Consider the following 15,594-nt stretch of genomic DNA (forward strand, 5'->3'; position numbering starts at 1 on the left):
GTCGGTGTTGGTGCCGGATGGCTGCAGTGAAGGGAGAAAGAGGATGAGCAAGGCCGGTCAGCATGCACTGATTACGCTGCGCAAGATGATTGCTTCGGGCGAGTTGGCCGCAGGTGAGCGTGTGGCGGAGATTCCCACCGCCGAGGCGCTGGGCGTATCACGTATGCCTGTACGTATTGCCTTTCGGACGCTGGAGCAGGAAGGGCTGCTGGTCAAGGCAGGGGCGCGTGGCTATACCGTGCGCGAAATCAGCCCGGAAAGTATTGCCGGTGCGGTTGAAGTGCGCGGTGTGCTGGAAGGGCTGGCTGCACGGCAGGCCGCGGAGCGCGGGTTGTCTGCTGAATCGGTGGCGGTATTGCGACAATGTCTGGATGACGGTGATCAGCTGTTTGAAAAAGGTTATGTCACCGAGGAGGATCTGGATGTCTACCACGATCTGAACCTGCGCTTTCACCAGCAGATCATTGAGGCCAGCGGTAACCCGGCTGTTTCCATGGCGCTGGCGCGTAACGAACATCTGCCTTTTGCCTCGGTCAGTGCGCTGGCAGTGGACAGCAATGATATGCGTCGGGAATTCCGGCGTTTTAACTTTGCCCATATGCAGCATCATGCGGTATTTGATGCGCTGCTCAGTCGTCAGGGGGCAAGAGCGGAGGCGATCATGCGCGAACATGCCAACGCCACGCTGCGTTATGCCGAAGTATTTGCGTCTACGGCGGGAATGGCAGACAGCATCAAGGTCATTCAGCGCGAAGAACAAAAATAAATAATTGGATCCAATAATTGTCATTTATGACCACATAAGCGCTGCACGGGTGTGGCGCTCAGATACTTTGCTCTATGATGCGGCCACTTGGCTGGAAGAGAGTGCAGCGATGCTGACACCAGCCGTTCGCAGTCATTCATCAGGGGTAAATCCATGAGCAAGGTGCACAAGATCGCGGTGATTGCCGGTGACGGTATCGGTAAGGAAGTGATGCCCGAAGGGCTGCGCGTACTGGACAAGGTCGCCGCACGCTTTGACATTCAGCTGCAGTGGAGCCACTTCGACTGGGCCTGCGCGGACTACTATCTGGCTCACGGCAAGATGTTGCCCGATGACTGGTTCGAGCAGCTACGCGGTTTTGATGCCATCTACTTCGGTGCGGTGGGCTGGCCGGACGTGGTGCCTGACAATATCTCCCTGTGGGATTCGTTGCTGAAGTTCCGCCGCGGCTTCGATCAGTACGTTAACCTGCGTCCTGTGCGTCTGCTGCCCGGCGTGCCCTGCCCGCTGGCTAATCGTAAGCCGGAAGACATCGACTTTTATGTAGTGCGTGAAAACACCGAAGGCGAATATTCCAACGTCGGTGGTCGCATGTTTGAAGGCACGGACCGTGAGTTCGTTATTCAGCAGTCCACCTTCACCCGCAAAGGGGTTGACCGCATTCTCAAGTATGCCTTCGAGCTGGCCCAGAGCCGTCCGAAGAAACACCTGACCTCTGCGACCAAATCCAATGGCATGGCCATCAGCATGCCTTACTGGGATGAGCGCGTTGCCGCCATGGCGGGTCAGTATCCCGAGGTACGTCAGGACAGCTATCACGTTGATATTCTGGCGGCGCGTTTTGTCCTCAGCCCCGAGCGCTTTGATGTGGTGGTGGCTTCCAACCTGTTTGGTGACATCCTGTCTGATCTGGGCCCGGCAGTGGCAGGCACCATCGGTATCGCGGCTTCTGCCAACCTCAACCCGGAGCGCAATCTGCCTTCTCTGTTTGAGCCTGTGCACGGTTCTGCACCTGATATCTACGGCAAAAATATCGCCAACCCTATCGCCATGATCTGGTCAGGAGCGATGATGCTGGACTTTATCGGTAATGGTGATGAGCGTTACCGTCAGGCCCATGACGTCATCATTGAGGCCATCGAAGCGGTGCTGGTGGAAGGCCCGCGTACGCCCGATATGGGTGGTGACGCCGACACCACCAGCGTAGGCAAAGCTATCGCCGAGCGTATCTGAAAGTAGCGTAGTCGGGTTTCCGGCAGGTGTATGAGCAACGTACGCCGCTTGTAGCCGATGTCGATGTGCCGGGTATCCAGTGTTGTCTGGATACCTGTGCCACCACTAACAGATGGGCTGCATGTTGGATGTTCCTCAGACAGCGAACAGGCTCGCTGAGCTGAAATATCGGCTCTCAGGTAAAATATCCGCCCCGTACCGCCAGCTCCCTCTATACTTCGGTGCTCAACCTTCCTCCCTTTATCTTGCGCTGGTGTCCTTATGAGCAGCCTGTTGACGGTGTTGATCGGGGTGATCACCCTGTGGAGTATTGCAGTGATAACTCCCGGTCCTAATTTTCTGGTAGTGGCTCACACCAGTGCCGCACAGGGTAAAAAGCAGGCCCTTGCGGTGGTGCTGGGCATCGCAACAGGGACGCTGATCTGGGGGATGGCCGGCTTTCTCGGCGTTACGCTGTTGTTTGTCGCCGTGCCCTGGCTATTTGTTGCGCTGAAGGTGGGGGGCGGCGTGTACCTGCTGTACATGGGCTGGCGCATGATCAAAGCCAGTGTGAATCCCGTGAAGATGGTGCTGGTGGAGGATGCGCCTGCAATCACACCGGGAATGCGGGAGAACGCAGTGCGCGGGTTGCTGACCAATATGGCCAACCCTAAATCGGCCATCTTCGTTAGCAGTTTGTTTGCTTCTGTACTGCCGCCACATCCGTCACTCAGTCTGGGCGCCATTGCCATCGCGCTGATGGTCAGTATCAGCCTGAGTTGGTACGCGCTGGTGGTAACGCTGTTCTCTTCACCCCGTTTTGCCCGTGCTTACCTGCGCGGCAAGCGCTGGATCGAGCGGGGTGCCGGTACCATCTTCCTCGGCTTCGGCCTCCATCTTATCAGCAGCCGCTGAGTACTGCCTGCATTCAGCAAAGACCGCTTCCTGCGGTCTTTGCTGGTCACGTCAGTACGCTACGGCGTGCTGCGCTACATCAGTACTGCTGTGCCGCCGTCTCGATCCGGGCATACACCTCCGCGGTGCCATCGTTCTTCAGCAGATAAACCGAATAGGGCTGAAAGCGCTCACCCATTTCCATTCCCGGACTACCCAGCGGCATACCGGGCACAGCCAGCCCTCTGGCATCGGGCTTTTCCGCCAGAAAGCGCGCCATGACCGGCGCCGGCACATGGCCTTCAAACACATAGCCGCTGTCTGTCTCGACCGCGGTATGGCATGAGCGCAGTTTGGGCGGAATCGCCAGCTTGTCTTTGGTGGCATAAAGATCGGCTGATCCATTCACCGTGACTGCAAAGGTGAGCGGGCTGTTGGCAGCGCTGAAACCCTGCATGTGTTTCAGCCACGCCTGACAGCACCCGCACTGGGGATCTTTAAATACCTCAAGCTGGACGGCTTCAGCCCAGGCCACTACCGGCAGGCTGGTAAGCGTGATCACGGCAAGGCGCTGCAGTGTGCGGCGTGCGGCGGCGGAGGTCAGAGCGGACAGTTTGTGAAGTGACATAACAATTTCCTGATCAAAAAATGACGATGCAGTGAGGCATGGTGAATGTCACCTGTACCTGTGCGGTAAACAAAGTCATGGGGCCGAGCAAGTGCGTTTAATCAGGAAGTAAAAGTGGGTGGCCGTTGCGGCACCGCCAGTATCAGTGACACTGTGCCTTCGTGGTAACGCGGTTTGGGAGGGCTGTCGGGGGGCGGGCTGGCGGTTTGCCACAGCACGGGCAGCGCCACCAAACCGTGAGCGCAGCAGTCCGTCATTAATGGCATCTGACTGCACGGCAGCGTGCGGCTGTCGGCGGAGGTACAGGGTGCCGGATGGCAGTCTGCCTGGTTCGGGCAGCCCGTGCTGACGACGTGCAGCGTCATATTCTGCATAGCTGCCGTCTGGGGCAGGGGGAAAGCAAGCACAAACGCCAGCATCAGGCACAGGCTGACCAGCCATGTTGATCTGAATAATGTCCGTAAGACTGCTTTCACCGGGAGTCCTGCTGTCTGAAAACGCCAGCCGCTAATCTAGCCAACCCTTGCGCTGAGGTCTATTACCGAGGGTTGTGCCAGATCATGATTTGTCCCCATTCGCTGCGCAAAAATCCTCCTTCTGTGCCCATTCGCACCGCAGTTTGATGACGCTTCTTGACCTTTTTTTCAGTCTGTTGCCCCTGCGGAACTGCACCTTTCGGCCACTCTCTAAAGCCAGCGTGAACGCCTGCTGCCACCCTCTGTTCGGGTAATGCAGGCAGACCAGAGATCAACAACAAATACGAGTTGGCCGCACTGCTGTCATCAGATCGACAGTGGCAGTCAGGCCGACAGCCTCAGTCATAAGGAGTTTTGTGGTGATAAAGGTCGAGCACCTGTCACGTCGGTACGGCGATTTTGTCGCGGTCAACGATGTGTCGTTCCAAATAGGTCATGGGGAAATCGTTGGTTTGCTGGGCCATAACGGAGCCGGGAAAACCACCATCATGAAGATGATCACCGGCTATCTGGAACCCTCCGATGGCCAGATCTGGTTCAATCAGCAGGCCTTTGATGACGCCCCCGATCAGGCCAAGGCGCAGATCGGTTACCTGCCGGAAAACCTGCCGGTCTACCCTGATCTGACCGTCGCTGATTACCTGCTCTATGCCGCGCGTCTGCGCCACCTTGAAGGGGCGGATGCCATCGCCGCCGTGCGCCGGGCGATCAGGGATACCGAGCTGGAAGACAAGGTCCTTTCTCCCATTCACACCCTGTCGCGCGGATACAAACAGCGCGTCGGCGTGGCGCAGGCCATTCTGCACAACCCCAAATTACTGATTCTGGATGAGCCCACCAACGGCCTCGACCCCCAGCAGACGCAGGCCATGCGCCATCTGCTGAAAAATCTGGCGAAGAATGCCACCGTGGTGCTGTCGACCCACATCATGCAGGAAGTCGAAGCCATCTGTGATCGGGTGCTGATGATGCGCCGGGGTGAGCTGATACTCGATGAACAGTTGTCTCATCTGCACCAGTCGACAGCCCTGCTGGTGACTACCTCCATGGCCCCGGCCCAGTGGCAGCAGCAACAGCTGAACGGCGTGCAGTTTGCCGCTGATCAGCATCTGGGCGAGAGCAATGGTCATCACCGCTATCGTCTGCCTTTTGCCGGTACGCATCACAGTCCCATATCGCAGGCTGAAGGGCTGGCGGCGCAGGTGGCGCAACGGCTGGTAGAGCAGGGTGCGGCTCTTTACGGCCTGACGCCCGAGCGTCGTGATCTGGAAAGCCTGTTCCGTGAAGTGAACAAGACGGAGGAGGTCAGCCATGCAGCCTAATGCGATTCGGGCCATCGTGCGCAAGGAGCTGATGCAGTTCTTCGCCTCGCCGATTGCCTATCTGTTTCTGGCCGCGTTCGCTGCGGTCACCCTGTTTGTGTTCTTCTGGGGCGAAGCCTTCTTTGCCCGCAATCTCGCTGATGTGCGGCCGCTGTTTGAGTGGATGCCGGTCCTGCTGATCTTCCTGTCGGCAGCTCTGACCATGCGCATGTGGAGTGAGGAGCGGCGCACCGGCACCCTCGAGTTTGTGCATACCCTGCCGGTGGCCAACTGGCAGTTTGTGCTGGGCAAGTTCTTTGCCTGCCTGCTGTTGCTGGCGCTGGCACTGGTGCTGACCCTGCCGCTGCCCCTGACCGTCAACATGCTCTCGCCCATCGACTGGGGCCCGGTATGGGCGGCCTATCTGGCGACGCTGCTGCTGGGCGGTACGTATCTGGCGCTGGGTCTGTTTATCAGTGCCCACACCCAGAACCAGATCGTCAGCCTGATGCTGACCGCGTTGATTGGCGGCGTGCTGTATCTGATCGGCACCCCAACCCTGACCGACTGGGTGGGCGAGCCGCTGGCGAGCATCTTCAAAGCCATCGGCACCGGCTCACGGTTCGAGTCCATTGCCCGTGGGGTGCTGGATGCCCGTGATCTGTATTACTACCTGAGCCTGATCGTGATTTTCCTCGGCCTCAACCTGTGGGGGCTGGAGCGCGAGCGCTGGGCGGCAACTGGCAGCTACCAGCATCATGCGCTGTGGCGTCGCGGTACGGCGCTGGTGGTGATCAACCTGCTGCTGGTGAATATCTGGATGGCACCGCTGACCTCACTGCGTCTTGACGTCACTCAGGGCCAGCGTTTCTCCCTTGGCAAAGCCAGCTATGACTACCTGTCACGCCTGCACGAGCCGCTGATTATCAAAGCCTACTTCAGCAAGAACACCCATCCGCTGCTGGCGCCGCTGGTGCCGCAGATTAAAGACCTGCTGAACGAGTATCAGATTGCCGGTAAGGGCAAGGTCAAAGTGGTGGAGATCGATCCCACCGAAGATCAGCAGGCAGCCAATGATGCGGCCAGCCAGTACGGCATCAAGCCGGTGCCTTTCCAGGTGTCCGGGCGTTATCAGGCCTCGGTGGTGAATGCCTACTTCAATCTGGTGGTGAGCTACGGTGGCGAGTTCCAGACCCTGAGCTACAAGGATCTGATCGACATCAAGCAGGGCCAGGGCGATATTCAGGTGCAGCTGCGTAACCCTGAGTACGACATCACCCGCGCCATCAAGCGTGTGCTGTTTGCCTATCAGACCAAGGGCGACCTGTATTCCAGCCTGCCGCATGCGCTGAATCTGACCGCTTATGTCTCCGCGGATAACGCCCTGCCGAAAGAACTGGCGGGCTTCAAAGCCGATCTGCAGAAGCAGCTGCAGGACGCCAGCAAAAAGGCCGATGGCAAGCTCAACATCCACTGGGTAGACCCCAACTCTGACCCGTCGGTGGCGAAGAAGATGGAACAGCAGTGGGGCTTCAAGCCGATGATGGCCAGCCTGCTCAATACCACGCCGTTCTACTTCTACCTGACGCTGGATGACGGCAAGCAGGGCATGCCGCTACAGCTGCCGGAAAACCTCAACGATCAGGGCATCAAACAGATGCTGGAAGCGGGTGTGAAACACTTCGGCAGCGGCCTGATGCACAGCGTGGCGCTGGTCACCCCCCCGATGAACCCGATGACCGGGCAGGGGCTGAGCTTTGAACAGCTGCAGAGCCACCTGAGTGAAAACTACAACGTCATCCCCACCGACCTCAAAGACGGCATCGTACCGAGCGAAGCAGAATCCCTGCTGGTGATGGCGCCTGACAGCCTGACCGACAAGCAGCGTTTCGCCATCGACCAGTACCTGATGAAGGGCGGCACCGTGATGCTGGCCACCTCACCCTATGAGATCAGCATCGACCAGAACGGCCTGAAAGCCAGCAAACATACTTCCGGTCTGGAAGACTGGCTGAAGCACTATGGCGTCACCATTCAACCCAGTCTGGTAATGGACCCCCATAACTCGCCGTTCCCCATGCCGGTCAACCGTGATCTGGGTGGTATGCAGGTGCAGGAATGGGTGATGATGAACTATCCCTACTTCGTCGATGTACGCCCCGGTGCCATGGACGCCAAAGTGCCCGTCACCGAAGGCCTGCCACAGCTGACCTTCCCCTGGGCATCGCCGATCAGTATCGACAGCAAGCTCAACCAGAGCCGCAAGGTGGCGGTGCTGGCGCACAGCTCGGCGGAATCCTGGCTGTCTGACAAAACCCAGGTATTGCCACGGGTGCAGGGCGGACAGGCGATTCCCTTCACACCGGAAGGCAAGCGCAGCAGCGAAGATCTGGCGGTGGCCATCACCGGCAGCTTCGATTCCTACTATGCCGACAAGGACAACCCGCTGCTGAAGCAGGATGACAAGGCCGCTGCCGCCAAACCTGCCGCCGCTACGCCAGCTGACACAGCCAGCAAAGACGGCAAGGGCAAGCAGGACAAACCGGTGTTCAGCGGCATTATTGCCCGCTCGCCCGAGTCGGCCCGCCTGATCGTCTTCGCCTCCAACCATCTGCTTGATGATCAGGTCATGCAGCTGCTCGGCTCCGCCAACGGCAGCACCTACATGAACTCGGTGGATGCCATGCAGAACGCCGTCGACTGGAGCGTGGAAGAAGACGGCCTGATGGCCATTCGCGCCCGCAGCCAGTACAGCCACACACTGCCCGCGATGGATGATACCGGTCGTCAGGAGCTGGAATACTTCAACTACTTCCTGGCGCTGGCGGGTGTTGTGATCATCTTCGCCATCGTTCGGGTGCGCAGCCGTCGTCGTCTGGCACGCCATCAGGCCCTGCTGCTGGGAGGAAAAGCATGAAACAGACCGCCTCTTCATCGAAAAGAAGTCTGCTGGTCCCGGGGCTGGCACTGGTCATGCTGGTGCAGGCCGGGCTGGTCGTGGCCAGCTACTGGCCAGACAGCAACGCCGCAGGCAACAAGCCCTGGCTCAGTTTCAAAGCGGCTGATATTGATCAGCTGGTGGTCAGTGATGGCAAGCAGAGCACCCATCTGCTGCTGAAAGACAAACACTGGACCGTCAAGGAGCTGAACCTGCCCGCTGATGAGCATCAGATACAGGAAGTGATCGACACTCTGGTGTCGGAGAAGCCCGCCTGGCCCTCAGCCACCACCGACGAAGCGGCAACCCGTTTCAAAGTGGCGGAAAAAGGCTTCGAGCGTAAGGTCGAGCTGAAGAAAGGCGATACCGACGAGGCCGTGGTGTACCTTGGCACCTCGCCCCATTACGGCCAGATCTACGGCCGCCGTGAGGGCGATAAAGACATCATGAACATCAGCTTCAATGCCTATCAGGCGCCGGCGGATGCCCACGACTGGCTGGATAAAAGCCTGCTGAAAGTCACCGCGCAGCCGACCATGGTGACGCTGCCGGGGCTGAATCTTGAGTTCCTCAAGGGCAACTGGCAGGTGACCGATCAGCCCACTGTCAGCCTCGACAATCCCAAGGTGGACGAGCTGGTTAACGAGCTGAAAGAGCTGATGGTGATCGGGCTGGCGGATGACAAACTGGCTGCGACCCTGAGCCAGTCCAAAGACGGCTTTGTCGCCACGCTAGCGGTGAAAGACAAGGCCTATCACTACCAGTTCCGCCCCAGTGGGGATGACTGGTATGCCCGCCGCGATGATATGCCGCAGTGGTTCAAGGTCAGCACCTATCCGGCAAATCTGCTCAAACAGCCAGACCTGAGCAAGCTGGAAAAGGCCGCGCCAGCCAACGCCGCCGCAGCGACGGACAGCAGCGGTACGGCAACGGCAGCAGCCACACCTGCTGCGCCTGCCGCTTTGGCTCCCGCTGCTCCGGCAGTCACCTCACCTGACAGTGGAGCCGCGACCCAGAGCGCTAATTGATGATGTGATCGGTCCAGCGTTTAACTGACGCTAAAACCACAAAGCCCCGCTACAGCAATGTAGCGGGGCTTTGTTTTATATCTGTTTTGAATGCCTTATGGGGAGGTATCACCATGTCGAGCGCCTCATCCTTGAAAAATCTGGAAGAAGGTATACCTTTTGGATGGCCAGTTGTTGATAAAAATACCTTTTTAGTGAATCGCTTTTGCGTTGGTTGATTTACCTTTTCTTTTAAAATCAGAATTTTACGTTGCTGTTTTTTTAGATAAGGTTTGTTAAAAGGTATACCTTTTAATAATTGTCATGAGGTCGTAGACCTCATTAACCTACTTTTAAACGATCAAGGAACATCCGTGAACTATTCAGATCTTGATACATTTAAAGAGGACGTTGACTCACTAGAAGAGTTTTTTACCGAGTTCGCCGCACGGGAAGATGAAATCCTAACCTTTGGAATGAAAAAAGTTTCAAAATGGGAGAGTTATGAAAAAGCCGCACCACATCTAAGAAGCTTCGAGCCGAAGATACATGAATTTCAATCGTTTCTAAGACCTATAGACAAGCAGCTGTTCGAGAGAGTAAGAGATCTAGTTTCCGACTCAAAATTAATTGAATCAATATCAGGCATTGACGTAGCGTTAAGGATTGCTGTTCATAGGAAAAAGCTTAGCTTCGGAAATGAACTGGTAAGTTCTCTGGCTTTCCAAATACCATATTTATCAAACGCAATCCGTCGCAAAAAGTTGTTCTCAGAGGAAGTTATCCCGATACAAAAACTTCTGGTTTCTTTAGGAAGGCTTGGCAATCTGGTGGTAATGTCAAAAGAATCATATATTCACGGGTGGTCACACGACAGTGATGTATTTAAACCGTCAAACCTCAGTGATGAGAGAATTATATTTCTCATTGAATCTGCAATTGAAGAGATAGAAATAAATTCACCACTATCGAAAGATGATAAGAAGCAACTAGTTGAGTACTTATGTAAGGCAAAGGGAGAGCTCTCAGAGGATCGACCTTCATGGAATAAAATAGTTGGGGCGCTGGTAATAGCAGCTGCGATTACTAGCGGATTAGCAGACTCTAGCGGGGCTTATAAAAACATCGATGCTGCTATTAAGTATATTATTGGGTCGTCAATTGAGAAGCATGTTCCAAAATCAGTACCACTCTTAGATTGCCCTAGAGAGGAACAGATACAAAATGACGAACCTCATACAATTAGCGTTTAACAAAGCCATCAATTTGACCACCTTACGCTGCGCTTCAGGCGGTAAATTATGGCAGCGTTAGAGGGCAACCCTGACTAAATTTCAGGTTGAAACATGGAGCCACACCAAAACAATATTTCAGAAGAAACCAAGCTAAGACTCATTGATATGGCATGGCTTCTAAATGACCTAACCAGCGACCTTAAAACTCCCGTTGATTTAATTTTCCAGTTAAGACCAGTCATGGATGAAAGTAAGCAGAATTACATGTCCATAAGCAGGCTCTGCATAACGTCACTAATAGTTAATCTTTGCAGACTAAAGGAAATCATTGACCACTACGGAGCCGAAATACGTTCCTTTCCAGAAGCTCTACGCAACTCTCTGTATAGCATAAAATCCGAAGTCGAAAAAAAAGACATGTATGCCTTTCGAAGCAAATATGTAGCACATGCATTTTCAAAAGAAAAAGGTGGCCAGCAAAGACCACTAACTTTTGATGACAATGTAAAATCCTTAATGAAAATCATTGACTTTGGATTAAGCCCTGTAACCGAGAATGTATTCAAATTTTGCGAATGGGTTCATGTCAAAGATGATTTACAGTCTGTCGTATATATTGTCTACAGCACAGTGAAGCATATAGACACCGTCGTAGGTGGTCTTGGTGCACGGCGCTAAGCCTCTAACAATGCGCTCAAAGCGTTCACTTCGTTCGCTGGGACGGGCTAAAGCCCGCCCCTTAGCTTAATCGTTAGAGGGCATGGACATCTAAATGAGTAGCGTAAATAAAAAGTACCAAGTCTTCGTCAGCTCTACTTACGTCGATCTAATTACTGAAAGGCAGGAGATTATGAATGCCCTGCTGGAGTTAGATTGTATTCCTGCAGGGATGGAATTATTTCCTGCTGCTGACGAAGATCAGTGGTCTTTGATCAAAGGTGTTATTGATGAGTGTGATTACTATATCGTAGTAATCGGTGGTCGATATGGCAGCATCGGGCCAGAAGGAATTAGTTACACCGAAATGGAGTATCGTTATGCCATCGAAACTGAAAAACCAGTAATAGCCTTTTTGCACAAAGACCCAGACTCGCTACCTGCAAAGAATACTGAACAGACGGAGGAAGGAAAAAAGAAACTCAAAGAGTTCCGAGACCTTTCCCAAAAAAAGGTCTGTAAATATTGGACCACTCCTTCTGAGCTAGGCTCTGTAGTCAGTAGAAGCTTAATCATGTTGCAAAAGAAGCATCCTGGGGTTGGTTGGGTTAGAGGGGATCAAGTTGCAAGCTCAGAGGCTAGCAGCGAAATTCTTCGTCTGCGACGCAGAATTGAAGAATTAGAATCTGAGATGGCTTCTGCTCAAACAGAAGCGCCAAAAGGCACCGAAGATTTAGCGCAAGGGGATGATACTTTTACAGTCCATTGTAGTTTTGAGTCCCGCACCCTTGAAGAATATGAGCCTTATAGTTGGGATTGGGAGATTGAAGCGTCTTGGAATGATATATTCTATGAAATATCACCTTTAATGATGCACGAGGCGAGCAATTCTCAATTGGCGCAGCGGTTTGGAGAGTTTGTTCGTCGACGAGTTCATGAAGAAGCTCCAAAGGCGGAAAATTTAAAAGGTCATGGTCACATTAGATCTATTGAATATGAGAAATCAGATTTTGAAACAGCGATTGTTCAGCTAAATGCTTTAGGTCTGATTGTGCAAAATTTAAAAAACAGAAGCGTTAAGGATCGAGGTACTTACTGGACTCTCACTCCATACGGAAGTTCGATAATGAATCGGCTTCGTGCAATTCGGAAAGATGCCCTCTAACAAGTCAATTAACTTCGCGCCTACGGCGCCGGACGCAGCAAAGCTGCGCCGGTTATTGAGGCGTTAGGTTGCTAATGAATATCGAGCAAGAAATGAATTGGATAGAAAATTCAAAAAATATAGATAGTCTTGAAGTTGAGATCTGCTTCCAGCTTAAGAATAGCTTCTATATAGGCGATCCTAATAGCCATGAGCAATTGCAAGATGAGAAGTACCGCGAGGCCATGGAGCTGCCATCTTTTGAGCGTGTTGTTCTAACAATGGCTAGAACAAGCGAGGCAGTTGAAAATACTAATGAGCTTGCTTCCTACTATAAAAACATAATTGAAAAAGCGGTAGCACTAGAAAAGCCATTCAACGATATAAGGCAGTATTTTTGGTTGAGGCTATGGTTATGGAATACTGAAGAAGATGTTCATGTTTCCTTTCCATGGTATGACAGCTTATCTGAGATGCAGCAGTTTTTTTCTTGGTTAAAGGGCGGCACTGAAGAACCATATATAGACATGGATCAGGGATGGCAGGTAGACGCCATTCGGGTTGGTGAAAATCTTCACATAAGACAAATCGATCCTGATTATGACGAGGAGTACTCAAACGTGTGTGTGCCTTTTGGAATCTTCGTTCAAAAAGCAATCGAGGTCGAGAATAGAGCGCAACAGATTATAAGCGGTCTATCAAAAGAGTTAGGAATTGACGTTTGGTCAAAATATCTCAACGAAGCAAGCTTTGGCACCGGAGAGCGGCAACCTAACAAGAAAATTAACCGGACAAAAAAAGCCGGCGGCTTTTTTAGCCGGTTATTTAGGCGTTAGGCATTTCAATGTCAGACCTAAACTTATTACCTAAACACCTTGCTGACAAATCAATCTCAGAGCAAGAGATTGTGCTTCCGATAGCTGAAGCCATTGAGGCAATCGATATATTGGAATCTCAGGGCTATCTAGTGCTCGGCTGGGAAGGGTGGGTCAAATCAAAGAGTGGCATTATTGGTCATCAAAATGCTCCTCAAGGCACAATTAGCCTAGAGGGTTTATCAGTAGCAAGCGCGGCTCAATTTTGCCGAGAATCCATAAAAACTGAGGTAACACAGTGGCTTCTATCGAGTTTTGAAGCAAAAGATGAAATGTATATATGCATTACTGTTAAAGCCTAACCCATCCATCAAGCGGGGCGCGCTAAAGTGCACCCCTTATATCAAACGTTAGAAGGACTCAACATGATTCTACATGCGACAGTCAGTGCATCACCGCATGATCCCTTCCACGAAATGGCCTTAATTTACCGCTTGGATAAGTCCAAGGATTATTGTTTCTCGCTAACTCGAAGACCGGATTCAAGTGAAATAGAAATCATGGTTGTGGATCAAGTAAACGAAAAAATCGACACTCTTGCGGTCGATCTTTATATGAACAAAATACAGGAAAAGATCCATCCAGAACAAGCCAATAAATTGGATGGACATGAAAAATACATTATTGAATTTCAGGTTGACGATCTTGAGTTCAAAAATATATCGGCTGCCCTTGAAAAAATCTTTGATGGCAAACTTGGGCTAACAGTACATGACTTCTAGCTAGTGGTTCAAATCGCTCGCTGGGACGGACTAAAGCCCGCCCCTTAACCAAACGTTAGCTATCATGGATAATTCAGTGCAGAGAGAGAAATTCGCGGCGGTTGGTAGTGCGATTCTGTTGGGGTTGGCAATCCTTATCTTACCCAATCAATTTTTGTTTTCTAAGACTATGCCAAATTCATTCTGGACCGAGTATTTTCCACGTCCTTTCGGTGCAGGTTGGTTCATCACTTTCGTTGTTTTGTGTCCAGTTTGTTGGCTTAATAAGTCAGTAGTTGGTGCTGTTAAAAGCTCAATATTAGGTGTTGTACTATCGATTTTTATTGCAGTTCCAATTGCACTGATCATTATCGGTGGCAAGTTATCGTCTAATAATTTGTTAAGTCAGTACGTGTGGGTTGGTATTACTTGCTATCCACCTTTAATTCTGCAAGCTGTTTTGCGGTGGCTATTTTGTATTTATACGAAAAAATGGCTAAAAAGGCCATGAACGTTAGGGTATTTCATGCCCTGGACCTCGCTACGCTCGGCCCGTTATGGTGGCGTTATGGTGGCGTTATGGTGGCGTTATGGTGGCGTTATGGTGGCGTTATGGGGGCGTTATGGGGGCAAGGGAATACTGTGATGGATCTCACCAAATCTATTGAAGAATTAGAAGGCGAGTTTTGGCCTCCGCCGAAATTAGAGTCCCATGTGGCCGTGGAAAGCCACCGGCTGAGAAAGGTGCCGCTAGTAAACCTGACAGTAGAAGATCTGCGACTACTCGTGGGACAACGTGTGGGCTTGGAATATACCGTTCCGCTTGCCATGGATCGATTGGAGGAAAATCCATTAGCTGCTGGTGCAATGTACCGGGGGGATCTATTGACCAACGTCTTGAAGTTGCCGGAGAGTTTCTGGCAACTACACCCAGAACTGAATAATCGATTGGTCGAGGTAAAATTGGAACTGGAAGCATTAGCCGAGACTATAGCGAAAGAATTATTACCCTCAATCTCCACATTCGAGTTTCGGTGAATGCCCCATAACCAAGCGGTCAACGGGACCGCTTTTCCGCTCCGCCTTGGCTCTGCTCCAAAGCGGCTCGTTACCAGTGGCGTTAGGCTGAAAAATAAAAATTTATGCCCATAACTAATGATCAAATACTTACTCGAACCGAAGCAGCGCTTGCTGCCATAAAGTCGTCATATGGCACCGACGAAGGCGAGAACGGAACGACTCTGTTTGTAGTTCACCATATTGAGGAGATTGGGGCAGAGTATTGGAAAAAGCATTTGGGCTCTTCAAAACCCAAACCTCGTCAGATTCTTAATCTGTTAGTACTTCGCAGCCACTGGGATGACGACAACGTTTTTGACTTTACGTTACCCGATGATGTTACGGATTACGTAATATCCGTCAGGTTCAATAAAGCTGGTGCAATAAAAGAAATAACCATGGAAGGCTAAGGGTAGCTATAAATTAATATGAACCAGCAAAGCCTAACAATTACAAGTAAAGAGATTGTCGCACGCTGCGCATGTGCCAACCCCTGTTTTAGGCGTGTGTGCCAGGCATGGAATTTAACTAGCGAAGAGAAAGTCCTTGTACCCTTTTAAACTCCAAAAAAATTATGGGAGTCTTATACAGGTTCAGGACTTTGAGGGTGAGCAAGACGACGCTGAATTATTAAAGCTAATGAAGTATATCCCTACATTTGACCATGTTGTGGATGTAAGACGTATTGAGAAAAAACTGGA

At 52.0% G+C, this 15,594-nt stretch carries 17 protein-coding genes; 15 read left to right on the top strand and 2 right to left on the bottom strand.

Features of this window, described 5'->3' with window-relative positions; translation table 11 throughout:
* Positions 1–43: 43 nt before the first annotated feature.
* From QCD60_RS18795 to QCD60_RS18805, 3 genes are all read left to right on the top strand, one after another.
* Positions 44–766: a GntR family transcriptional regulator gene (locus tag QCD60_RS18795; RefSeq protein ID WP_104156274.1), complete on the top strand. Its 723-nt coding sequence runs from the start codon at positions 44–46 to the stop codon at positions 764–766.
* Positions 767–919: 153 nt separating this feature from the next.
* On the top strand, positions 920–1,999 hold the full coding sequence (locus QCD60_RS18800) for a tartrate dehydrogenase (RefSeq protein ID WP_104156273.1): 1,080 nt from the start codon (positions 920–922) through the stop codon (positions 1,997–1,999).
* Between the two features lie 261 nt (positions 2,000–2,260).
* On the top strand, positions 2,261–2,893 hold the full coding sequence (locus QCD60_RS18805; protein WP_279787742.1) for a LysE family transporter: 633 nt from the start codon (positions 2,261–2,263) through the stop codon (positions 2,891–2,893).
* Between the two features lie 79 nt (positions 2,894–2,972).
* Here QCD60_RS18805 and QCD60_RS18810 read toward each other — a convergent pair whose 3' ends face one another.
* Both QCD60_RS18810 and QCD60_RS18815 read right to left on the bottom strand, forming a co-directional pair.
* Positions 2,973–3,500 carry a DUF411 domain-containing protein gene (locus QCD60_RS18810; protein ID WP_279787743.1) on the bottom strand — a complete coding sequence of 176 codons (528 nt, stop codon included), beginning with the start codon at positions 3,498–3,500 and terminating at the stop codon, positions 2,973–2,975.
* Positions 3,501–3,601: 101 nt separating this feature from the next.
* Positions 3,602–3,976 carry a hypothetical protein gene (locus QCD60_RS18815; RefSeq protein WP_279787744.1) on the bottom strand — a complete coding sequence of 125 codons (375 nt, stop codon included), beginning with the start codon at positions 3,974–3,976 and terminating at the stop codon, positions 3,602–3,604.
* Between the two features lie 359 nt (positions 3,977–4,335).
* Here QCD60_RS18815 and QCD60_RS18820 point away from each other — a divergent pair, with 359 nt between their 5' ends.
* The 12 genes from QCD60_RS18820 to QCD60_RS18875 all read left to right on the top strand — a co-directional run bounded on the left by QCD60_RS18820 (position 4,336) and on the right by QCD60_RS18875 (position 15,303).
* Positions 4,336–5,298 carry an ABC transporter ATP-binding protein gene (locus QCD60_RS18820; protein WP_279787745.1) on the top strand — a complete coding sequence of 321 codons (963 nt, stop codon included), beginning with the start codon at positions 4,336–4,338 and terminating at the stop codon, positions 5,296–5,298.
* On the top strand, positions 5,288–8,194 hold the full coding sequence (locus tag QCD60_RS18825; RefSeq protein ID WP_279787746.1) for a Gldg family protein: 2,907 nt from the start codon (positions 5,288–5,290) through the stop codon (positions 8,192–8,194). The genes QCD60_RS18820 and QCD60_RS18825 overlap by 11 nt, the downstream gene beginning before the upstream one ends.
* Complete coding sequence (locus QCD60_RS18830) at positions 8,191–9,243, top strand: DUF4340 domain-containing protein (protein WP_279787747.1); 1,053 nt, start codon at positions 8,191–8,193, stop codon at positions 9,241–9,243. The genes QCD60_RS18825 and QCD60_RS18830 overlap by 4 nt, the downstream gene beginning before the upstream one ends.
* Positions 9,244–9,596: 353 nt before the next feature.
* Complete coding sequence (locus QCD60_RS18835; protein WP_279787748.1) at positions 9,597–10,475, top strand: hypothetical protein; 879 nt, start codon at positions 9,597–9,599, stop codon at positions 10,473–10,475.
* 93 nt (positions 10,476–10,568) lie between these two features.
* Complete coding sequence (locus QCD60_RS18840; protein WP_279787749.1) at positions 10,569–11,135, top strand: integron-associated HEPN domain-containing protein; 567 nt, start codon at positions 10,569–10,571, stop codon at positions 11,133–11,135.
* 94 nt (positions 11,136–11,229) lie between these two features.
* Positions 11,230–12,279, top strand: a complete 1,050-nt coding sequence (locus tag QCD60_RS18845) for a DUF4062 domain-containing protein (RefSeq protein ID WP_279787750.1) — start codon at positions 11,230–11,232, stop codon at positions 12,277–12,279.
* Between the two features lie 74 nt (positions 12,280–12,353).
* Complete coding sequence (locus QCD60_RS18850; protein WP_279787751.1) at positions 12,354–13,094, top strand: hypothetical protein; 741 nt, start codon at positions 12,354–12,356, stop codon at positions 13,092–13,094.
* Between the two features lie 8 nt (positions 13,095–13,102).
* Entirely contained in the window at positions 13,103–13,435 is a 333-nt protein-coding gene (locus tag QCD60_RS18855) for a hypothetical protein (RefSeq protein WP_279787752.1), read from the top strand.
* Between the two features lie 63 nt (positions 13,436–13,498).
* Positions 13,499–13,855, top strand: coding sequence for a hypothetical protein (locus QCD60_RS18860; RefSeq protein WP_279787753.1), 357 nt, complete (start codon positions 13,499–13,501; stop codon positions 13,853–13,855).
* A 64-nt stretch (positions 13,856–13,919) separates the two neighbouring features.
* On the top strand, positions 13,920–14,345 hold the full coding sequence (locus QCD60_RS18865) for a hypothetical protein (protein ID WP_279787754.1): 426 nt from the start codon (positions 13,920–13,922) through the stop codon (positions 14,343–14,345).
* On the top strand, positions 14,300–14,872 hold the full coding sequence (locus QCD60_RS18870; RefSeq protein WP_279787755.1) for a contact-dependent growth inhibition system immunity protein: 573 nt from the start codon (positions 14,300–14,302) through the stop codon (positions 14,870–14,872). Before QCD60_RS18865 ends, QCD60_RS18870 begins: the two co-directional genes overlap by 46 nt.
* 104 nt (positions 14,873–14,976) lie before the next feature.
* Positions 14,977–15,303, top strand: a complete 327-nt coding sequence (locus QCD60_RS18875) for a DUF2004 domain-containing protein (RefSeq protein WP_279787756.1) — start codon at positions 14,977–14,979, stop codon at positions 15,301–15,303.
* The last annotated feature ends 291 nt before the right edge of the window (positions 15,304–15,594 follow it).

Source organism: Pokkaliibacter sp. MBI-7, assembly GCF_029846635.1.
GTDB lineage: Bacteria > Pseudomonadota > Gammaproteobacteria > Pseudomonadales > Balneatricaceae > Pokkaliibacter.